Source organism: Tistrella mobilis, assembly GCF_039634785.1.
Taxonomy (GTDB): domain Bacteria; phylum Pseudomonadota; class Alphaproteobacteria; order Tistrellales; family Tistrellaceae; genus Tistrella; species Tistrella mobilis.
The window spans coordinates 1-20,777 of record NZ_JBBIAB010000041.1 but is presented as its reverse complement, the minus strand read 5'-3'; the positions used below and the strand labels follow the sequence as shown (position 1 = coordinate 20,777).

Sequence of the window (20,777 nt, the reverse complement as noted above, 5' to 3'; positions counted from 1 at the left end):
AACTCAATCCGGTCGAGAATGTCTGGCAGTTTATGCGCGACAACTGGCTGTCCAACCGCATCTTCGAATCCTACGACCAGATCATCGCCATGTCCTGCCATGCCTGGAACAAGCTCATCAGACAGCCGTGGAAGATCATGTCCATCGGGTTGAGGCGCTGGGTTCATGGGCTCTGATTATTGCAGATTGGTATTACACCAATTCTCGGGACACGATCATGCCTGCCGCCCGTCTCCCCAACGAAGTCCGGTCCTGCCCGCAAAATCCAGAACGGCGGCAGACCATAGATGCCGCCGAAGGCGCGGGCGATGTCGTGGGTGTCTTCGAAGCGGCGAACCGCTTCCTGCTCCCTGTCGGCGACGGCTGGCGGCAGGTCTGCCGCAGCATCAGCGTTTGCCAGTGGTCGGTGAGGTGTGCCAGGAGGTCGTCGATCTGGATGTCGAGCCGGGCGGTCTCGTCACCGGGCACCGGCCACACCGCCACACCGTCGATCAGGATCACCAGCCTGCGGGTTGTCTGGCATCCGCGTGCCGTATGGCCGCGGAGATCGAAAACCAGGCGGTGGGAGGGGGTGGTCATTGGCACTGCAACCCGGTTGATGGCGCGACATAGCGACCGTCCGCCCCGGTCCCCGCGCAGGGGTTATGCCCAGACCGGACCATTCCCCGAGAATAGAACCAGAGCGTTCACCCCGACAACACCCGCCCCTCACCCCACCGGCAAAACCCGCGAATACTTCACCTGCCCCAACGCAAAACTCGATTCGATCGAGCCCACCCCGTCCAGCTGGGTCAGGCGGTCCCTCAGAAACGCCTCGTAAGCCGCGAGGTCGGCGCAGACCACGCGCAGCAGGAAGTCGCGGGCGCCGGTCATCAGGTAGCATTCCATCACCTCGGGCCAGGCGGTGATGGCGCGGGCGAAGGCGTCGAGTTCGGGGGCGCGCTGGCGTTCCAGTTTGATCGAGACGAAGACCGAGACCGGCAGGCCGACCGCGTTCTGGTTGACCAGGGCCGCATAGCCGGTGATCACGCCGGCCTCTTCCATCATCCGGATCCGGCGCAGGCAGGGGGAGGGGGAAAGGCCCACCTTCTCGGCCAGCGCCTGCACGGTGATGCGGCCGTCTTCCTGCAGTGCCCTTAGGATCCGCCGGTCCACGGCGTCCAGATCGGGTTCGGCAGATGCTGCCATGCGGGGGCCCCTTTTTAGCAGAACACTGCGTGCAGTCTGTCTTTGGGGCCGAAAATAGGCAAGAACCGCTGCTCAACCCGGCGCAGAATAGGGCGTTCGGTGGCAGAGGCCATCGGTGCGACGGGAGGAGTGAAACGCCCATGACCGGCATGGTGACGCGCGAGACGGAAGAGAAGATGGCGGGGCAGCATATGACCGTGCTGGAGGCGCTGAACCGCAAGGCGCTGTGGCTGTCGAACTGGATGATCCACCACGCCAACCACATCCGGCCCAATGCCTCGGGTGTCAAGGTGGGCGGCCATCAGTCGTCCTCGGCGTCGATGACCGCGATCATGACGGCGCTTTACTTCGACGTGCTCAGGCCCGAAGACCGGGTTGCCGTCAAGCCCCATGCCTCCCCGGTCTTTCATGCCATCCAATACCTATTCGGCCGCCAGAGCCTGGACAAGCTGAAGGCCTTCCGCGGCTTCGGCGGCGCGCAGTCCTATCCCTCGCGCACCAAGGATACCGACGATGTCGACATCTCGACCGGCTCGGTCGGGCTGGGCGTCGCCTTCACCGCCTTCGCATCCATGGTGCAGGACTATGTCCGCGCCAAATCCTGGGCGCGCACCGACCGGCCCGAAGGCCGGATGATCGCGCTGGTCGGCGATGCCGAGCTGGACGAGGGCAATGTCTATGAATGCCTGCTGGAAGGTTGGAAACACGGGCTGCGCAACACCTGGTGGGTGATCGACTACAACCGCCAGAGCCTCGACGGCGTGGTGCGCGAGGGGCTGTACGAGCGGATCGAGGCGATCTTCAAGGCCTTCGACTGGCGGGTGGTGACGGTGAAATACGGCGCCCTGCAGCGTGCCGCCTTTGCCGAGCCCGGCGGCGAAAAGCTGCGCGCCTGGATCGATGCCTGCCCGAACGGGCTCTATTCCGCGCTGATGTTCCGCGGCGGCGCCGCCTGGCGGGAGCGGCTGGAAGACGATCTGGGCGATCAGGGCGAGGTGAGCGCGCTTCTGGCCCGGCGCAGTGATGCCGAACTGGCCGATCTGATGGCCAATCTGGGCGGCCACTGCCTGGAAAGCCTGCTCGATGCCTTTCACGGCATCCGGGACGACCGGCCGACGGTCTTCATCGCCTATACGGTCAAGGGCTGGGGCACGCCGCTCGCCGGGCACAAGGACAATCATTCCGGCCAGATGACCGAGGCGCAGATCCATGCGCTGCGCGACGCCATGGGCATCCGCGCCGGCCATGAATGGGACCCCTTCGAAGGGCTGGACCTCGACCCGGCGGTGCTGCGCGACTTCCTGGACCGGGTGCCGTTCAACACCACCGAAAGCCGCCGGCTGACGGCGCCGGTCGCGGCCCCGATCGGCCCGCAATTCGCCACCACCGGCACCACCTCCACCCAGGCGGCGTTCGGCCGGATCATGGACGCGATCGCCAAGACCGACAGCGATCTGGCCCGGCGCATCGTCACCACCTCGCCCGACGTCACCGTGTCGACCAATCTGGGCGGCTGGGTGAACCGCCGGGCCTTGTTCGCCGCCGACGAGATCGCCGACATCTTCCAGCGCCAGCGCATTCCCAGCACCCAGAAATGGCATTTCTCGCCCCAGGGCCAGCATATCGAACTCGGCATCGCCGAGATGAACCTGTTCCTGATGCTGGGGGCCGCCGGTCTTACCCATGAACTCTTCGGCGAGCGGCTGCTGCCGGTCGGCACGCTTTATGATCCGTTCATCTCGCGCGGGCTCGATGCGCTGAATTACGCCTGTTATCAGGATGCCCGTTTCATGGTCGTGGCCACGCCCTCGGGCGTGTCGCTGGCGGGCGAGGGCGGGGCGCATCAGTCGATCGCCCAGCCGCTGATCGGCATGAGCCAGGACGGCCTCGCCTCGTTCGAGCCCGGTTTCGCCGACGAGCTGGCGGTGATCATGGACTGGGGCTTTGCGCATATGCAGCGCGCCGGCAAAAAGACCCCCGACCCCGACACCTTCCTGCCCGATGCCGCCGGCGGTTCGGTCTATCTGCGCCTGTCGACCCGGCCGGTGGAGCAGATGCGGCGCGAGATCGACGACACCCTCGCGGCCGGTATCCTGGCCGGCGGCTACTGGCTGAAGGCGCCGGAGCCGGGCTGCGAGGTGGTGATCGCCTATCAGGGGGTCACCGTCACCGAGGCGATCGCCGCGGCGGGCATGATCGGCGGCAGCCGCCGCAATGTCGCGGTGCTGGCCGTCACCTCGGCCGACCGGCTGCATGCCGGCTGGACCGCGGCGGAAAAGGCGCGCGCCGAGGGCGCGCCCGCGGCGGTGTCGCATGTCGAACGCCTGCTCGACCGGGTGCCGGATCATGCCGGCCTCGTCACCGTGATCGACGGCCACCCGGCGACGCTCGCCTGGCTGGGCGGTGTCAACGGCCACCGGGTGGCGGCGCTGGGCGTCGACCATTTCGGCCAGACCGGCACGGTCGAGGATCTTTATGCCCATTACGGCATCGATGCCGAGGGCATCGTCGCGGCCGCCCGGCGCTTCATCGGCGGCCGGCGGCGGCGCTGAGCGGCGCCGTCCCCTCGGGCGGGGCGGGATCCGGGCGGTTCGGGCCCGGATCCCTGGCCTCCGGTCTCAGCCGGGCCGGGGTTTCCTGAGGCCGGCGGCCAGTCCGCGAAATTTTTTTACGCGCGCCGCCGCATGTGGCCGTCCGGGGGGCGGAATCGGACCTCCTTCAATTCATGACGAATTTTTGTCGCCGCCGATCTCATTGGCTAATTTTATAACCCTGTCACCGACCGAACCATTCTAGGTGCAGTGCAACTCGCGTCGCGGGCATTGGGGGCGGTCGACTGAATGCCGCCAGAGTTGCAGGCGCCGGCAGGCCGCCGACACCCTTGGTGTAAAGAGCGGGGATGACAGGCTGGATAATTCGCTGTCATAGTTTGGCCACTCGGAGCGCCCCATCTTCGTCTGGGATGCCATCCTCGTCTGGGAAGTTCGACGCTGATGTCCACATCCGAACACCTTAGCCTGCATGTGCCCGAGCCGGCGGTCCGGCCGGGCGACACCCCCGACTTCTCGACCGTCAAGATTCCCAAAGCCGGGGCCGTGCCCAGACCCGAGGTCGATGCCGATCCGGAGCAGATGCGCGACCTCGCCTTCTCGATCATCCGCGTGCTGAACCGCAATGGCGAGGCCGTGGGCCCCTGGGCCGGTGCGCTCACCGATGACGAGCTGCTCGACGGGCTGCGCCATATGATGACGCTGCGCGCCTTCGATGCGCGCATGCTCATCGCCCAGCGCCAGGGCAAGACCTCGTTCTACATGCAGCATCTGGGCGAGGAGGCGGTCAGCTGCGCCTTCCGCAAGGCGCTGGTCGACGGCGACATGAACTTCCCCACCTACCGGCAGGCGGGGCTGCTGATCGCCGGCGGCTATTCGATGGTCGACATGATGTGTCAGATCTATTCGAATGCCCGCGACCCGCTGAAGGGCCGGCAGCTGCCGGTGATGTATTCCTCGCGCGAGCACGGTTTCTTCACCATCTCGGGCAACCTCGCGACCCAGTTCGTGCAGGCGGTCGGCTGGGCCATGGCCTCGGCCATCCGCAACGACACCAAGATCGCCGCGGCCTGGATCGGTGACGGCTCCACCGCCGAGAGCGATTTCCACGCCGCCCTGGTCTTCGCCTCCACCTACAAGGCGCCGGTGGTGCTGAACGTGGTCAACAATCAGTGGGCCATTTCCACCTTCCAGGGCATCGCCCGCGGCGGATCGGGCACCTTCGCCGCCCGCGGCCTGGGCTTCGGCATCCCGTCGCTGCGCGTCGACGGCAACGACTATCTGGCGGTCCACGCCGTCGCCAAATGGGCGGCGGAGCGGGCGCGGCGCAATCTGGGCCCGACGCTGATCGAATACGTCACCTACCGCGTGGGGGCGCATTCCACGTCCGACGACCCCTCCGCCTATCGGCCCAAGGCCGAAAGCACCGCCTGGCCGCTGGGCGACCCGGTGATCCGGCTCAAGAACCATCTGATCACCCGCGGCGTCTGGTCGGAAGACCGCCACAAGCAGACCGAGGCCGAAATCCTGGACACGGTGATCGCCGCCCAGAAGGAAGCCGAAAGCCACGGCACGCTGCATGCGGGTGCCAAGCCTTCGGCCCGCGACATGTTCGACGGCGTCTTCGCCGAGATGCCGGCCCATCTGCGCCGGCAGCGCCAGCAGGCGGGAGTCTGAACCCATGCCACGCATGACGATGATCGAGGCCATCCGCGACGCGCTCGACGTGATGATGGGCCGCGACGACCGGGTGGTGGTCTATGGCGAGGATGTCGGCTATTTCGGCGGCGTCTTCCGCTGCACCCAGGGCCTGCAGCAGAAATACGGCCGGACCCGCTGCTTCGACGCGCCGATCAGCGAAAGCGGCATCGTCGGCACGGCGATCGGCATGGCCGCCTATGGCCTGCGCCCCTGTGTCGAGATCCAGTTCGCCGACTATATGTACCCGGCCTATGACCAGATCACCCAGGAAGCGGCGCGCATCCGCTATCGCTCCAATGGTGATTTCACCTGCCCGCTGGTGATCCGCATGCCCACCGGCGGCGGCATTTTCGGCGGCCAGACCCACAGCCAGAGCGTGGAAGCCCTCTTCACCCATGTCTGCGGGCTGAAGGTGGTGGTGCCGTGCAGCCCGCACGACGCCAAGGGCCTGTTGATCTCGGCACTGGAAGATCCCGATCCGGTGATCTTCCTTGAGCCGAAGCGGCTGTATAACGGCCCCTTCGACGGCCATCACGACCGCCCGGTGACCCCCTGGTCGAAGCACGAGGCGGGCGAGGTGCCGGCCGGGCATTATTCCGTGCCGCTGGGCAAGGCCAATATCGTCCGCCCCGGCGCCGCCGTCACCGTGCTCGCCTATGGCACCATGGTCTATGTCGCCCAGGCGGCCGCGGCCGATGCCGGCATCGATGCCGAAATCATCGATCTGCGCACGCTGGTACCGCTCGACCTCGACACCATCACCGCCTCGGTGCGCAAGACCGGGCGCTGCCTGGTGGTGCACGAGGCCACGCTGACCTCGGGCTATGGTGCGGAACTCACCGCCCTGGTGCAGGAAACCTGCTTCCATCATCTGGAGGCGCCGGTCACCCGCATCGCCGGCTGGGACACGCCCTATCCGCATGCCCAGGAATGGGACTATTTCCCCGGCCCCGCGCGTGTCGGCCGTGCCCTTCAAGAGATCCTGGAGAGCTGACCCATGGGCGAGCATATCATCAAGATGCCCGATGTCGGCGAAGGCATCGCCGAGGCCGAGCTGGTCGAATGGCATATCGAGGTCGGCCAGATCGTCCGTGAGGACGCGGTCCTGGCCGCGGTGATGACCGACAAGGCGACCGTCGAAATCCCCTCGCCGGTGGACGGCAAGGTGCTGTGGCTGGGCGCCGAAATCGGCGACGTGGTCAGCGTCGGCGCGCCGCTGATCCGGCTGGAGGTGGAAGGCGAGGGCAATGTCGCCGCCGGTGCGGCAGCGCCCGCCGCTGCGGCATCCAGGCCCGCCGCCGACCAGCCTGCGGACGAGGATGACGGCGCCCCGCCGGCCGCCCCGGCCCAGGCGGCGGAGCCGGCGCCCGAGCTGAAGACCGTGCCCAAGCCGCAGCCGGCTGCGAAGCCCCCGATTACCAGTTCCGGCGCGGGTGCCGGCACGGTCGCCATGGCCCCGGGTGCCCCCCGGGGGGAGCACGAAAAGCCGATCGCCTCTCCCGCCGTGCGCCACCGGGCGCGCGAGGCCGGGGTGGATCTGCGCCAGGTGCGCGGCACCGGCCCGGCCGGCCGCATCACCCATGAAGACCTGGACCGCTTTTTCGCCGGCAAGGATCAGCGCCCCGCCGCCGGCGGTCTGGTGGCCGATACCAGCGTCAGCGAAATCAAGGTGGTCGGCCTGCGCCGGCGCATCGCCGAACAGATGGCGCTGTCGAAGTCGCGCATCCCCCACATCACCTATGTGGAGGAGGTGGACGTCACGGCACTTGAAGAGCTGCGCGGCAAGCTGAACGCCGAAAAGCGGACCGACCGGCCCAAGCTGACCATTCTGCCCTTCCTGATGCGGGCGATGGTGAAGGCGATCGCCGAACAGCCGCGGCTGAATTCGCGCTATGACGATCAGGCGGGTGTCATCCACCAGCATGGCGGCGTGCATATCGGCGTCGCGGCCCAGACCCCCACGGGCCTGGTCGTGCCGGTGGTGAAGCATACCGAGGCCCGCGATCTCTGGGCCTGTGCCGCGGAACTCTCGCGCCTGGCCGAGGCCGCCAAAAACGGCACCGCCACGCGCGAAGAGCTGACCGGCTCCACCATCACCATCACCTCGCTCGGCGCGCTGGGCGGTGTGGTCACCACCCCGGTGATCAACCACCCGGAAGTCGCCATCGTGGGCGTCAACAAGATGATGGTCCGCCCGGTCTGGGACGGCTCGGCCTTCGTGCCGCGGAAGATGATGAACCTGTCGTCCAGTTTCGATCATCGGGTGATCGACGGCTGGGATGCCGCCGTTTTCGTCCAGCGCATCAAGTCGCTGCTGGAAACCCCGGCGACCATCTTCATCGAGGGCTGAGACGATGAAGGATATTTCCTGCAAGCTGCTGGTGATCGGCGCCGGCCCGGGCGGCTATGTCTGCGCGATCCGCGCCGGCCAGCTGGGCGTCGACACCGTGATCGTCGAGGCGAAGAAGCCGGGCGGCACCTGCCTGAATGTCGGCTGCATCCCCTCCAAGGCGCTGATCCATGCCGCCGAGGAGTTCGAAAAGCTGGTGCACATGGCCGGCGGCACCTCGCCGCTCGGCATCACCGCCACGGCGCCCAAGATCGATCTTGCCCGCACCGTTGCCTGGAAGGACCAGATCGTTGGCCGGTTGACCGGCGGCGTCTCGGGCCTGCTCAAGAAGGCGCGGGTCAAGGTGGTTCAGGGCCATGCCCGCTTCCGCGACGGCAAGACGGTCGAGGTCGAAACCGAAACCGGGCTTCAGGTGATCAAGGCCGAAGCGGTGGTCATCGCCACCGGCTCCGAGCCGGTGGAACTGCCCTTCCTGCCCTTCGGCGACCGGGTGATCTCGTCGACCGAGGCGCTGGCCCTGCCGGCGGTGCCGGAGCGCTTCGTGGTGGTCGGCGCCGGCTATATCGGCCTCGAACTCGGCACCGCCTATGCAAAGCTGGGTGCTAAGGTGACTGTGGTCGAAAGCCAGTCGCGCATCCTGCCGCTCTATGATGCCGAGCTGACCAGGCCGGCCGCGAAGCGGCTGGAAGAGCTGGGCGTCGAGGTGCTGACGGGTGCCAAAGCGCGCGGCCTGTCGCGCGGTGGCGACGGTCTCGTGGTCGAAACCCAAAGCGGGGACGAGATCACCCTGCCGGCCGACAAGATCCTGGTCACCGTCGGCCGCCGCCCGGCCACGCGCGGTTGGGGGATCGAGGAACTGGTGCTCGACATGCAGGGGCCCTTCATCTCGGTGGGCGAGCGCTGCCAGACCTCGATGCGCGGCATCTATGCCATCGGCGACGTCACCGGAGAGCCGATGCTGGCCCATCGCGCCATGGCCCAGGGCGAGATGGTCGCCGAGATCATCGCCGGCCATAACCGGGTCTGGGACAAGCGCTGCATCCCGGCGGTCTGCTTCACCGACCCCGAAATCGTGACCGCCGGCCTGTCGCCGGACGAGGCGAAGCGGCTGGGCACCGAGGTCAAGACCGCCCAGTTCCCGTTCACGGCCAATGGCCGCGCGATGACGAAGCTGGGCGAGCAGGGCTTCGTGCGGGTGGTGTTCCGCGCCGACAACAATCTGGTGCTGGGCATCCAGGCCACCGGCCAGGGCGTCTCGGAACTCTCCGCCGCCTTTGCGCTCGCCATCGAAATGGGCGCGCGTCTGGAAGACATCGCCGGCACCATCCACGCCCACCCCACCCAGGGCGAGGCCTTCCAGGAGGCGGCGCTCAAGGGCCTGGGCCACGCCTTGCATATCTGACCGGGCCACGCCCTGCACATCTGACCGGCCACGCCGACGACCACATCGCGGCCACGCTCCCCTTGGGGGGCGTGGCCGTCGTCGTTCCGGCCTGTGATCGGCCCCCCTTGTGACGCCTCTCACCGGGATTAATGAACCACGGTCATAAAGCCGATCGGAAAATCGCCCCTAATCCCCTGGCGCCGGCGCGCCATCTTCTTCATCTACCGGGCCCGCATCCGCCATGGCTGGCGGCGCAATAACCTCAAGGATATGAGCGCGGGACGGGGGCGAGACGACGACAAGGCGGAACGGGAACAAGAGCCATGGCCTTCGACATCACGATCAACGGCGCCCGCCATCAGGTGGACGTCGACGGCGACACGCCGCTGCTTTGGGTGCTGCGCGACGTGCTGGGCATGACCGGCACCAAATTCGGCTGCGGTGCCGCACTCTGCGGGGCCTGCACGGTGCATATGGACGGCCAGCCGATCCGGTCCTGCATCACGCCCGTGGAGGCGGTGGGCGCGGCGCCGATCACCACCATCGAGGCGCTGGAGACCCTGCCGGTCGGTCCGGCGTTGCAGGCGGCCTGGGTGGCGCTGGACGTGCCGCAATGCGGCTATTGCCAGTCGGGGCAGCTGATGTCGGCCGCGGCCCTGCTGACGGAAACACCCCAGCCGTCCGATGCCGAGATCGACGGCGCCATGTCGGGCAATGTCTGCCGCTGCGGCACCTATCCCCGCATCCGTGCGGCCATCCATCGCGCCGCCGGCGCGGCCTGAGCGCGGAGCGCGATCCGATGACTCATATCGCGACGACCCGTATGAACCGGCGCAGCTTCCTGAAGGCCGGCGCCGCCGTGACCGGCGGCCTGGTCGTGTCGCTGACCCTGCCTTTGGGCACCCGCCCCGCTGATGCTGGCACCGCCGCCGCCGATGCCGGGCGCTTCGGCCCCAACGCCTTCATCCGCATCGATCACCAGGGCATCGCCACCCTGGTGATGCCGATGGTTGAAATGGGCCAGGGCGTGTATCAGGGCCAGGCCATGCTGATCGCCGAAGAGCTGGAGATCGGCCTGGATCAGGTCCGGCTGGAACATGCGCCGGCCGACCCTGCCTATACCAACCCGCTGCTCGGCGGCCAGGTCACCGGCGGGTCGACCACCATCCGGGCGATGTGGCAGCCGCTGCGCCAGGCCGGGGCGGTGGCCCGCACCCTGCTGGTCCAGGCAGCCGCCGCGCGCTGGGGCGTGGATGCCGCCGGCTGCACGGCGCGTGAGGGCCGAGTGCATGATGCCGCAGGCGGGCGCAGCTTCGGCTATGGCGAGCTGGTCGACGATGCCGCCCGGCTGCCGGTCCCCGATGCCGCCGCCGTGGCGCTGAAGGATCCCGCCGATTTCCGCCTGATCGGCCAGCCGCTCCACCGGCTGGACACGCCCGACAAGGTGAACGGCCGGGCGCGGTTCGGCATCGATGCCCGGCTGCCGGGCATGAAGATCGCCGCCATCGCCATCGCCCCGGTCTTCGGCGGCCGCCCTGCCGGGCTGGACGAGGCGGCGGCCAAGGCCGTGCGCGGCGTGCATCAGGTGGTGACCACCGACGAGGCCGTGGCCGTGATCGCCGAGCATTGGTGGGCGGCCCATAAGGGGCTGGAGGCGGCCGCGATCCGCTGGGACGGCGGCGAGCACGGCAGCGTCGGCATGGCCGATCTCCGTGCCGATCTGGATGCCGCCTCGCGCCGCCCCGGCGCCGTCGCCCGCGACGAGGGCGGGGTGGACGCGGCGCTGGCCGGCGCGGCGCAGCGGCTGGAGGCGGTTTATGAACTGCCCTTCCTCGCCCATGCGGCGCTGGAGCCGATGAACTGCACCGTCCACATTCATGACGGCGCCTGCGACATCTGGGTCGGCACCCAGATCCCCGGCATCGCCCAGGCGGTGGCGGCGGGCATTCTGGGCATCCCGGCGGAGAAGGTCGTCATCCACAACCATCTGATCGGCGGCGGTTTCGGCCGGCGGCTGGAGGCGGACGGCATCGCCCATGCGGTGAAGATCGCCCGCCAGGTTTCGGGCCCGGTGAAGGTGGTGTGGAGCCGGGAGGAAGACATCCGTCACGATATGTACCGGCCATATTACTACGATCGGTTGCAGGCCGGTCTCGATGCCGAGGGCCGTCCGGTGGCCTGGACGCATCGGGTTTCGGGCTCGTCGATCATGGCCCGCTTCGCCCCCGCCGCGGTGGTCAACGGCGTCGACCCCGATGGTGTCGAGGGGGCGGCCGAACCGCCCTATGCCTTCCCGGCGATCCGGGTGGAATTCCAGCGGGTCGAGCCGCGCCATGTGCCGACCAGCTGGTGGCGGGGCGTCGGCCCCACCCACAACGTCTTCGTGGTCGAAAGCTTCATCGACGAGCTGGCGGCCGCGGCCGGCGCCGATCCGGTCGCTTATCGCCGCAGCCTGCTCGATGCCAATCCGCGCGCCCGCGCCGTGCTCGACCGTGCCGCCGCCGCGTCCGGCTGGGGCGGCGCGCTGCCGGCCGGCCATGGCCGCGGTGTGGCGCTGCAATACGCCTTCGGCAGCTATCTGGCGATGGTCGCAGAGGTGGAGGTCGCGGCCGATGGCGGGGTGCGCGTCCACCGCCTGGTCGCGGCGGTGGATTGCGGCCGCGCGGTCAACCCCGATCAGATCCGCGCCCAGATGGAAGGCGGCGCCATTTTCGGCCTGACCGCCGCCCTCCATGGCGAGATCACCATCACCGATGGTCGGGTGGCGCAGGGCAATTTCGACACCTACCTGCCGATGCGCATCGACGAGGTGCCGGTGGTCGAAACCCATCTGATCGACAGCAGCGAGGCCCCGGGCGGCATCGGCGAAACCGCCACCGCCGCGGTCTCCCCCGCCGTCACCAACGCCATCTTCGCGGCCACCGGCAAACGCCTCCGCCGCCTGCCGATCGATCCGGCGGCGCTGAAGCGGGCGTGATGCCGGCGGAACGGATCGGCATCTCATGGGCGGCCGTCATGACGCTTGTCACGTCGTGGCGGCCGCCCCTTGCCGATAGCGGCGAGTGACAGGCAGCAGGTCCATTGCACCGAGCGTTCCCTGAACGACTATCGCGGCGGTGACGAGCCTCTGGTCGCCTATCGTGCCGCCGAGGATCAGCCGCGACAGCCCCCAGGACATCTTCGATGCCCAGCTGGATGTTCGCGAGCTTCTGCGCGCGCAAACCAGAACCGGGTGGGTCATCATCTCGACCGGCATGTTCGTGAGCTGTTTGTTCGAGCCGGCATTCGGCGTCGTCGACCTCAAGACCACCGAGATCGTGTTCGTGGCGGGCGAGGCAGAACGCCGGTTAGGCGCCTGGGCAGATACCAGCGAGACCATATAGCGCTTATGGCGTATCCTGCATCAGATGAAAGAAACTAGTAAGGTTATACGGCGGATTTCCATGGAGAAAGAAGAATGGAAAATCAACTCAAGATTGATTTCAGCGATGAAGATATGAGGCTGTATCGTCGGCTTGATGTTGCTTGCGGAGACTTGTGCGACGCGATGTCGTTCGGTGCCTTCATCCTGAAGAAGGGCTGGAAAGCAAAGCCATGGAGTCGCGGCTCTACCTATCTGCAGCAGTCAGCTTTCGTCACCAGCATGATTGTGTCCTATGGGCGGGCATTTTCAGAGGGTCGCGGTAGGGGATACTTGACAGAAGAAATGCGGGAGTCCTTTGACTCAGACGAAGTCACTCTGCACCAGCGCTTGATAAAAGATCGAAATAAGCTCTACGCTCACTCCGATCTTATCCATTATCCTTTGACGGTGTCAGCCTCAAGTTACCACTCGGATATTCTCACATTCCCGATGCGGGAGGTGCCGCCCGCCGAAATCCTGAAGCTGCAGGATATGTGTCGGAAGGTCATTGCGGCCTGCCGCGATGAGCAGGCACGGATCAAAGCGAAGTATTTGCCACCTCTTTCGTCAACATCATGAGCCAGGGAGACGGCCGGGTGCCTTCCGATCCTTCATCCACCGAGGCATGACACGCTGAACGAGAACGGGCCATACCGTCGACGAGGCCGGCTCGGTATCCTGCCGGTCCGAGACGTTTAGATCGTCTAGGCGCCGGTGATCCGGTGCGGGGGGCACGCCACACCGGCGCCTGTCCGGTCGCAGATCTGCTGCCCCGGCCCCCTCACCAGACCCCGGTATTGGGCATCGACGCCCAGGGCTCGGCCTTGGGCAGCGGTTCGCCCTTCTGCAGCAGTTCCACCGAGATCAGATCGGGGGAGCGCACGAAGGCCATATAGCCGTCGCGGGGCGGGCGGTTGATGGTGACGCCCGCCTCCATCAGCTTCCGGCAGGTGGCATAGATGTCGTCGACCGCGAAGGCCAGATGGCCGAAATTGCGCGCGGTGCCATAGTCTTCCGGATCCCAGTTCCAGGTCAGCTCGATCAGCGGCGCGGTCTGATCGGGGCCGGTCACATCGTCCGGGGCGGCAAGGAAGACCAGGGTGAAGCGCCCGGCCTCTGACTCTTTCCGCCGCACTTCCTTCAGCCCCAGCTGGTCGCAGAAGAAGGTGAGGGCGGCGTCGAGGTCGCGGACGCGGATCATGCTGTGCAGGTAGCGCACGGGAAGCGGTCCTTCCGGCAGTCTTGAACGGGTGAAGGCGGGTGCCAGGGCTGGCGCCCGCCTTCACCATAGACCCTCGGCCGCCCGGCGTCAGCCGGCCTTGGCGCGCAGCCGGTCGATGCTCCAGATGCCCGAACCCGCCGTCGCGATGAACAGGAAGACGAAGGCATAAAGCGCCGCCAGCTCGCCCTTGTTCACGATCGGCAGCAGCCCGCCATTGGCATGCCCCACCCAATAGGCCGCCGCCGCCATGCCGCTGCACAGAAAGGCGGCCGGGGTGGTGAACAGGCCGATCATCACCAGCGCGCCGCCGACCAGTTCGATCGGCCCGGCGATATAGACGATCCAGTCCGGCAGCGCGAAACCCATCGGCGGCAGGCCGAACAGTTTCTGGGTGCCGTGCCACAGAAACAGGAAGCCGGTCACGATGCGCAGCAGCGCATAGGCCTGGGGCTGGAAGGGTTTGAGCAGTTTTTCCATAAGGCGTCTCCGGGGAGGGAGGGGTGCGTGGTGCGGCGATCTGCCGCGTCGCCCGCATCCTGCGCCCGGCCCCGGCCCGCCGCAGTGGCCTTCGCCACAGCCCTGTCTCCCTGGCTGTTACCGGGTCAGAATGGCCCCGGTGACGATGTCGAACAGGTGATCGGCCCGCGGCACCAGCGGCGGCTGGTCGGCCAGCCAGGCCAGCGCGCTGATCAGGGCAAAGAGGTCGTTGCCGTCCATATCGGCCCGGGCGGCACCCGCCGCCTGCGCGCGGTGCAGCAGCCGGGTGCCGGCCGCGCGCAGCCCCGTGCAGGCCCCGTGCAGTGCCGAGTCCTCGTCGGCGATCGCCGCCACCATCAGCGCGATGGCACCCCGGTATTCATGGGTCATCGCCACCGCATCTTGCAGCCAGGCGACCAGGGCGGCGCCCTGATCCTCCCGGGCTTCAAGCTCTGCCGCCCGCCTGGCCAGCGCGTCGAAACCGTTCCGCAGCAGCGCATCGAGCAGCGCCTCGCGGGTCGGGAAGTGGCGATACAGCGTGCCGAGCCCGACACCCGCCCGGCGGGCGATGTCGCGCAGCGACGCCTCGGCACCCTCTTCGGCGATCACCTGGCGTGCCACGGCCAGCAGTTGTTGGTAATTTTTCTGGGCGTCGGCTCTCATGCGGCCTCTTGAAAAGCGGAGCACTGATCCGGATATAACCGGTGCACTGCTCCGTATTTAATAGCACAGATGCCATGATGGAGAAAGCGATGCCGGGCGAGATGATGAACGCGGTCAGGATCCACCGTTTCGGCGGCCCCGAGGTTCTGGTTTACGAAGCGGTGCCGCGCCCCCGCCCGGGCCCGGGTGAGGTGCTGGTGCGGGTGCACGCAGTCGGGCTGAACCCGCCCGACTGGTATCTGCGCGACGGCTATCGCAGCCTGCCGCCCGCCTGGCGGCCGGCCGGTGGCTTCCCGATCATCCCCGGCACCGATGTTTCGGGCGTGGTCGCAGGCCTCGGCCAGGGTGTCGGCGATGTCGCCATCGGCGATGCGGTCTACGCCCTGATCCGCTTCCCCGAAGGCGTCTTCGGCGGCAGCAACGGCTATGCGGAATATGTCGGCGTGCCGGCCGCGCATCTGGCCCCCGCGCCCGCCGGCATCGGCCATGTTCAGGCGGCGGCCGCGCCGATGTCGCTGCTCACCGCCTGGCAGTTCCTGGTCGATCCGGGCCACGACGTGCCGAACCCGCTCCAGCCCGCCCGCCATCGGCCGGTGCCGCTCGATGGCCGTCGGGTTCTGATCAACGGCGCCGCCGGGGGCGTGGGGCATTTCGCCCTTCAGATCGCGAAGCTGAAGGGCGCGCAGGTGATCGCGGCCGCCTCTGCCCGGCACAAGGCGCTGCTGCATGATCTGGGTGCCGACCAGGTCATCGACTATCGCGAGACCCCGCCCGAAGATGTCGTCCGGGATCTCGACCTGGTGGTCGATGCCGTGGGCGGCCCGGCCACCGGCCGGTTTCTGAAGACCCTGAAGCCCGGCGGCGCCCTGTTCCCGATCTTCCCTTTGGGCTTCGACGGGGCGGCAGAGGCCGCGCGGCAGGGCGTCGTCGTCTCCACCACCCAGGTCCGTTCCAGCGGCGCGCAGCTGCGGCAGCTGGCACCGCTGTTGAGCGATGGCCGCATTCGTCCGGTCATCGACGGCACCTGGCCGCTGGCCGAGGCGCGCCGTGCCCATGAACGCGCCGGGGCAGGGCATATCCAGGGCAAGATCGTGCTCACCGTCGATTGACCGCCGCGCGCGCGGCTCAATCCAGCCCGGTCTTGCCCGGTGCCCAATAGGCCTTGGCGCGGATCCGTGCCGCCGGCACGCCGATCGCCTTCAAGGCCCGGCTCATCCGCTGGATCGACGAGGCCTTGCCGGTCAGCGCGAAGCGGACCCGCCGGGCGGCGAGGCGCGCCAGTTCGGCCTCTGCCACCGCCAGATGGGTGTCGCCGGCCTGCCGGCCGATCACCCGCGCATCGCCCAGCCCCATCCGTGCCAGCACCAGCCGCGCCTCGGCCACATCCGACATCTCGAAGAGATGCGCGGCGGCATCCTCGCCGCGCCCTGCCCCCAGCGAGGCGGCGAGGGCGAACGCGGTTTCGTCGCCGAACACCACCACCGGCCACCCGCTGCCGGGATCGGAGAGATCCAGCGACCGGCGCGGCCCGAAGACACGGTATTGGGCCCCCACCGTCAATCCGGCGGCCCAGCGGCTGCCGGGCGCCGCATCCTGCCCCGTTCCCAGGTCGTGAAGATAGGCCAGCAGCTGCGTCCGCCCGGCGGCGGCATCCCAGAAGATCGGCGTATAGGTCCGGGCGGTCATGCCGGTTCCCATCGCCACCTGCAACTTCTGGCCGATGGTCCAGGCGACATCCTTGAGCGCCGCCCCCTCCAGCGTGATCAGCCGGAAATGCGGCGACAGCGTCTCCACCGCCGCGACCCGTGCCGGGCGCATGAACCAGCTCTGCAGGGTGCGGGCGATCCGGCCGGGCTGCGGTGCGGCATCGGTGCGCGGGTCGAAGGTCGAGGTCATGGCAGCGCTCCTGTGGTCGGGCGTCGAATCTTGGCGTCGGGCGCCGATCTTGGCGTCAGAGGCAAGATAGGCAGCCCCGGCGCTGACCACATTCGTTCAACCAGACAAAATATTGCGATATCCGGTCAATCCGTGCCGCCGCCATCCTGCCGCCGCCGCTCGGCCAGATAGCGTGCCGGCGGCTTGCCCAGCGCCTTGCGGAACATGGTCACGAAGGCGCCGGCGCTTTCATAGCCAAGCTCCTGCGCCACGCTTTGCACGGCGGCGCCCTGATCCAGCCGTTGCAGCGCGATCAGGATATGCAGCTGCTGGCGCCAGCGGCCGAAGCTCAGCCCGGTTTCGCGGCTCAGCGCCCGGGTCAGCGTGCGCGGGGCGGCGGCCATGCGCTTGCCCCAGGCCTCGATCGTCGCGCGGTCGGCCGGATCGGCCATCAGCGCGGCCGCGATCCGGCGCAGCCGTGGATCCTGCGGCATGGGAAAATTCAGCTGCTCCACCGGTGCCCGGGCCAGCTGGTCCAGCAGCACGGTCGCAATCCGGCCGTCGGGCCCGTCTTCGTCATACATCACCGGCATGTGGGCCGCGTGCCGCAGCAGCTGTTCCAGCAGCGGCGAGACGGCGACCGTGCAGCAGCCGGCGGGCAGGGCCGGCGCGGCATCGGGGTCGACGAACAGGCAATAGATCTCCACCGCGCCGCTGAGCACTGCGCTGTGGGGCATGCCGCCTGGGATCCAGACGGCGCAGCGCGGCGGCACGATCCACACCCCGTCATTCGCCTCGCAGCGCACGATGCCCCGCAGGGTGAAGATCAGCTGGGCCTTGCGATGAAAATGGACGCCCATTTCCTTCAGCCCCATCCCGGCCACCAGGTCGGCGCCGATGGCGGTGATCGCCCGCGGCACCTCTTCGGGCGAGAATCCGGCCTTTTCCATCGGGTCGGGCGCATGGTCGAAACGGTAGAAGGGCATCGCCGCCTCCGCTCAGCCGGGCCGGTGGCCGCGGATCACGTCCAGCTCGGCCCGTGTCGCCACGATCCTGACCGCGATCGCACCGCCGCGGCCGCGGATGTCCAGCACCCGATGGCCGATCCGCCCCAGCTCGGCCGGCCCCGGGCCACGGCCGCCGGCCACCACCCCCGCCACCGTCGCCTCCGACAGGATCAGCGTGCAGCGCTCGGCCTTCGTCGCCTCTTCCAGCCGGGCCGCGACATTGCCGGTATCGCCCAGAAACTGGATCGGCCGCGGGGCGGTCACCCCGGTGGTGCCCACAACCGAAGGTCCAAGATGCACGCCAATTCCGATCCTGAGTGGCGCATCCAGCTCGTGACGGAGTTCGGCCGACAGCGCCTCCACCCCATCCCAGATCGCCGCCGCCGCGGCCAGCGCCGCCCGGCAGGTGGCCGGCACGTCGTCCACCGGCCCGGTGCCGCCGAACACGCTCATCACCCCGTCGCCGGCGATGCCGGTCACCCGGCCGCCGGCGGCGGTCACCGCCTCGGTCACCACATCGACATAGCGCTCGATCAGGTAGAGCGCGTCATAGGCGGTGCGTTCGGCGGCAAGCCGGGTAGAGGCGCGCAGATCGGTGAACAGCGCCACCACCATGGCCTCGCGGGCATGGCCGACCAGCCCGGCGGCGCCGGTACGATCCTCGACCAGGGCTCCGGTGAAGCGGGCACCGGGGGGGATCAGCGGTTGCACGGTCAGATCGCTCGGCGGCCTGAGCTGGCAGGCCAGGCGCACATCCCCGGGTGCGCGGATCCGGCGCAGCATCTCCGCCTCAACCGCCCGGGGCGGCGGCAGCTGGTCGCGGCCGTCCAGCACCCGCACCCGGCAGGTGGAACAGCGCCCCTGGCCGCCGCAGATCGAGGCATGGGGAATGCGGGCGCTGAGGCTGGCTTCCAGCACGCTCCAGCCCCGCGGCACCGTCACCACGGTCTCGCCGCCATCGGCGGCGGCCGGGCCGGCATAGCGGATGCGCACCGCGCGGAAATGCCGGGCATGGCCGTCGCGCAGCAGCCGCCCGGCCAGAACCCCGCCCACCAGCAGCACCCAGGCGCCGGTCAGGCATTCGACCCGGGGGCCAAGGCCTGCGCGGGCCGCCGCCGCCACCTCGGGTGCGACCGCGGTCATCCGGGCAAGCTCGGGGTCGCCTGCGGCCGCGCGGGCCTGGATATCCGCCCCGGCGATGGCGATGCCGATCACCGCCAGCACCGGCACCAGGCAGGCGGCGACCAGCAGCAGATGCGACCGGGCCATGAACCAGGTCTTGAACCGCAGCCAGCGGTAGAGCCCGATGCAGCCATGCACCCAGACCACGACCAGCAGAAGCAGCTGCAGAAACAGGTTGATGCCGGCCTCGGGCAGCCAATAGCCGGCGAGCAGCCGCCAATAGTTGTCGTCCAGCCCGTAGAGCATCTCGCCCAGCCGCACGCTGACGGCATGGCGGATCACGATCAGCGGGATCAGCAGCCCCAGCCCCAGCTGCCAGGCTTCCACCGCCGACATGCGCAGATGCCGCCGCCGCCACAGGGCGTGCAGCCCCAGCGCCGCATGCACGGTGAAGGCGCCATAAAGCGCGGTATGGCCGATCCAGCCCTTCCAGGGCACCAGCAGCACCCGGCTGGTCGCCTCCATGGCCGGCGCCGTCAGGATGCCCGAGGCGTGGGTCAGAAAGTGACAGCTTGCATAGAGGAAGAGGATGATGCCCGATATGATGCGCAGCCGGGCCAGAACCGGCGCGGGCGGCCGCATGGCGCCACCATCGCCGGCCCCGGCATCCCTGCGCGCCCATCGGCCAGCCCACCATCGGCCAGCCCACCATCGGCCAGCCCACCATCGGCCCAACGCCCATCGGCCGGCAGACCACGGGAAAGATATGCGACCCAGCATGGTCAGACGCACCGACCCCCGTTCCGCCAGGGACAGCCTGGCACGTATCCCTCTGTTCGCGGCGCTGTCGCCCGACCAGATCGCGGCACTCGATGCCGCCTGCAGCTGGCGGCGGGTGGATGCCGGCGCGGCGATCATAGATCATCAGGACGACGGAACCGATGTTTTCTTCGTCGTCCACGGCCATGTCCGGGTGATGATCCGCCAGCCCGGCGGGCAGAGCGTCATTCTGCGCGACATCGGCGACGGCGAATTTTTCGGCGAACTGGCGGCGATCGACGGCCAGCCGCGCTCGGCCGGCATCCAGGCGGTCACCGCCGCCACCGTCGCCCGCATGCCGGCGGCCACCTTCCGCCGCGCGATCCACGACCATCCCCCGGTCGCAGACCAGGTTCTGGGCCTGCTGGCGGGGCAGGTGCGGATGCTGGCGACCCGCGTCACCGAATTCTCCACCCTCAACGTCCGCCACCGGCTCTATGCCGAACTGCTCCGCCTCTCCCGCCCCGATCCGCGCGAGCCCGCCCATGCGATCATCTCGCCCCCGCCGATCCAGGCCGACCTGGCCGCCCGGATCAGCTCGCACCGCGAAGCCGTCTCCCGCGAACTCGCAGCCCTCACCCGCGCCGGCCTCCTCGACCGCCGCCGCGGCGCCCTGGTCCTGCTCGACCCCGCCCGCCTCCGCCAGCTGGTGGAAGAGGCTTATGCGGGGGGGTGAGGGGGATAGCCGCAACACCAAGGCGGAGACGCGCGCCGGTCTCGACGCCGCCATGCGTCGCGAAGGTCGCCTGCGGCTCGGCGCGGTTTTGCAGGACATCGGGCAAAGGCACGGCATCACCCGTGACGACATCGACGCCATCGAAGGGGCGCGGGATAAGCGGCCTGCCGAACCCATGGCGTTCGATTGACGCGTGTGTGTGTCACCGTTGCCACGCCACTAATACCAATCTGCAATAATCAGAACCCATGAGCCCAGCACCTCAACCCGATGGACATGATCTTCCATGGCTGGCTGATGAGCTTGTTCCAGACATGGCAGCACAGGCGATGATCTGGTCG

Annotated in this window: 19 protein-coding genes and 2 pseudogenes; 13 read left to right on the top strand and 8 right to left on the bottom strand. The window is 68.4% G+C overall.

What is annotated here, in order from left to right:
- A pseudogene (locus WI697_RS26775) lies at positions 1-176 on the top strand (IS630 family transposase); the annotation flags it as partial.
- Between the two features lie 16 nt (positions 177-192).
- Here the strand turns inward: WI697_RS26775 and WI697_RS26770 are convergent.
- Together WI697_RS26770 and WI697_RS26765 are read right to left on the bottom strand one after the other, a co-directional pair.
- Complete coding sequence (locus tag WI697_RS26770) at positions 193-579, bottom strand: hypothetical protein (protein WP_345960606.1); 387 nt, start codon at positions 577-579, stop codon at positions 193-195.
- A gap of 129 nt (positions 580-708) precedes the next feature.
- On the bottom strand, positions 709-1,188 hold the full coding sequence (locus WI697_RS26765) for an Lrp/AsnC family transcriptional regulator (protein ID WP_014753102.1): 480 nt from the start codon (positions 1,186-1,188) through the stop codon (positions 709-711).
- 140 nt (positions 1,189-1,328) lie between these two features.
- Here WI697_RS26765 and WI697_RS26760 point away from each other — a divergent pair, with 140 nt between their 5' ends.
- From WI697_RS26760 to WI697_RS26720, 9 genes and pseudogenes are all read left to right on the top strand, one after another.
- On the top strand, positions 1,329-3,740 hold the full coding sequence (locus tag WI697_RS26760) for a transketolase (RefSeq protein ID WP_345960605.1): 2,412 nt from the start codon (positions 1,329-1,331) through the stop codon (positions 3,738-3,740).
- A 441-nt stretch (positions 3,741-4,181) separates the two neighbouring features.
- On the top strand, positions 4,182-5,414 hold the full coding sequence (locus WI697_RS26755) for a 3-methyl-2-oxobutanoate dehydrogenase (2-methylpropanoyl-transferring) subunit alpha (protein WP_014752951.1): 1,233 nt from the start codon (positions 4,182-4,184) through the stop codon (positions 5,412-5,414).
- 4 nt (positions 5,415-5,418) lie between these two features.
- On the top strand, positions 5,419-6,432 hold the full coding sequence (locus WI697_RS26750; RefSeq protein ID WP_345960604.1) for an alpha-ketoacid dehydrogenase subunit beta: 1,014 nt from the start codon (positions 5,419-5,421) through the stop codon (positions 6,430-6,432).
- A gap of 3 nt (positions 6,433-6,435) precedes the next feature.
- Positions 6,436-7,788: a dihydrolipoamide acetyltransferase family protein gene (locus tag WI697_RS26745; RefSeq protein WP_345960603.1), complete on the top strand. Its 1,353-nt coding sequence runs from the start codon at positions 6,436-6,438 to the stop codon at positions 7,786-7,788.
- A 4-nt stretch (positions 7,789-7,792) separates the two neighbouring features.
- The gene (gene lpdA / locus WI697_RS26740) at positions 7,793-9,190 is read left to right on the top strand and encodes a dihydrolipoyl dehydrogenase (RefSeq protein WP_296709120.1); all 1,398 of its coding nucleotides are present in this window, start codon (positions 7,793-7,795) and stop codon (positions 9,188-9,190) included.
- Between the two features lie 305 nt (positions 9,191-9,495).
- A complete protein-coding gene (locus WI697_RS26735) occupies positions 9,496-9,954 on the top strand; it encodes a (2Fe-2S)-binding protein (RefSeq protein ID WP_345960602.1) in 459 nt (152 codons plus the stop codon).
- 17 nt (positions 9,955-9,971) lie between these two features.
- Complete coding sequence (locus WI697_RS26730) at positions 9,972-12,149, top strand: xanthine dehydrogenase family protein molybdopterin-binding subunit (protein ID WP_345960601.1); 2,178 nt, start codon at positions 9,972-9,974, stop codon at positions 12,147-12,149.
- Positions 12,150-12,324: 175 nt separating this feature from the next.
- Positions 12,325-12,489: pseudogene (locus tag WI697_RS26725) on the top strand (aromatic alcohol reductase); the annotation flags it as partial.
- A gap of 140 nt (positions 12,490-12,629) precedes the next feature.
- On the top strand, positions 12,630-13,154 hold the full coding sequence (locus WI697_RS26720) for a hypothetical protein (protein WP_345960600.1): 525 nt from the start codon (positions 12,630-12,632) through the stop codon (positions 13,152-13,154).
- Positions 13,155-13,356: 202 nt separating this feature from the next.
- Here WI697_RS26720 and WI697_RS26715 read toward each other — a convergent pair whose 3' ends face one another.
- The 3 genes from WI697_RS26715 to WI697_RS26705 all read right to left on the bottom strand — a co-directional run bounded on the left by WI697_RS26715 (position 13,357) and on the right by WI697_RS26705 (position 14,937).
- Entirely contained in the window at positions 13,357-13,794 is a 438-nt protein-coding gene (locus WI697_RS26715; protein WP_345960599.1) for a VOC family protein, read from the bottom strand.
- A gap of 90 nt (positions 13,795-13,884) precedes the next feature.
- Complete coding sequence (locus WI697_RS26710; protein WP_345960598.1) at positions 13,885-14,274, bottom strand: DoxX family protein; 390 nt, start codon at positions 14,272-14,274, stop codon at positions 13,885-13,887.
- A 117-nt stretch (positions 14,275-14,391) separates the two neighbouring features.
- Positions 14,392-14,937, bottom strand: a complete 546-nt coding sequence (locus WI697_RS26705; protein WP_345960597.1) for a TetR/AcrR family transcriptional regulator — start codon at positions 14,935-14,937, stop codon at positions 14,392-14,394.
- Positions 14,938-15,026: 89 nt separating this feature from the next.
- Here WI697_RS26705 and WI697_RS26700 point away from each other — a divergent pair, with 89 nt between their 5' ends.
- Complete coding sequence (locus WI697_RS26700) at positions 15,027-16,046, top strand: NADP-dependent oxidoreductase (RefSeq protein ID WP_345960596.1); 1,020 nt, start codon at positions 15,027-15,029, stop codon at positions 16,044-16,046.
- Between the two features lie 16 nt (positions 16,047-16,062).
- On the opposite strand, the gene WI697_RS26695 is transcribed toward WI697_RS26700, so the two are convergent.
- From WI697_RS26695 to WI697_RS26685, 3 genes are all read right to left on the bottom strand, one after another.
- Entirely contained in the window at positions 16,063-16,833 is a 771-nt protein-coding gene (locus WI697_RS26695) for a siderophore-interacting protein (protein WP_345960595.1), read from the bottom strand.
- Positions 16,834-16,958: 125 nt separating this feature from the next.
- On the bottom strand, positions 16,959-17,798 hold the full coding sequence (locus WI697_RS26690) for an AraC family transcriptional regulator (protein ID WP_345960594.1): 840 nt from the start codon (positions 17,796-17,798) through the stop codon (positions 16,959-16,961).
- 12 nt (positions 17,799-17,810) lie between these two features.
- Positions 17,811-19,583, bottom strand: coding sequence for an adenylate/guanylate cyclase domain-containing protein (locus WI697_RS26685; RefSeq protein WP_345960593.1), 1,773 nt, complete (start codon positions 19,581-19,583; stop codon positions 17,811-17,813).
- 136 nt (positions 19,584-19,719) lie between these two features.
- On the opposite strand from WI697_RS26685, the gene WI697_RS26680 reads away from it, so the two are divergent.
- Both WI697_RS26680 and WI697_RS26675 read left to right on the top strand, forming a co-directional pair.
- Positions 19,720-20,436 carry a Crp/Fnr family transcriptional regulator gene (locus WI697_RS26680; RefSeq protein ID WP_345960592.1) on the top strand — a complete coding sequence of 239 codons (717 nt, stop codon included), beginning with the start codon at positions 19,720-19,722 and terminating at the stop codon, positions 20,434-20,436.
- Positions 20,423-20,626 carry a plasmid stabilization protein gene (locus WI697_RS26675; RefSeq protein ID WP_345960591.1) on the top strand — a complete coding sequence of 68 codons (204 nt, stop codon included), beginning with the start codon at positions 20,423-20,425 and terminating at the stop codon, positions 20,624-20,626. Before WI697_RS26680 ends, WI697_RS26675 begins: the two co-directional genes overlap by 14 nt.
- Positions 20,627-20,777 lie beyond the last annotated feature (151 nt).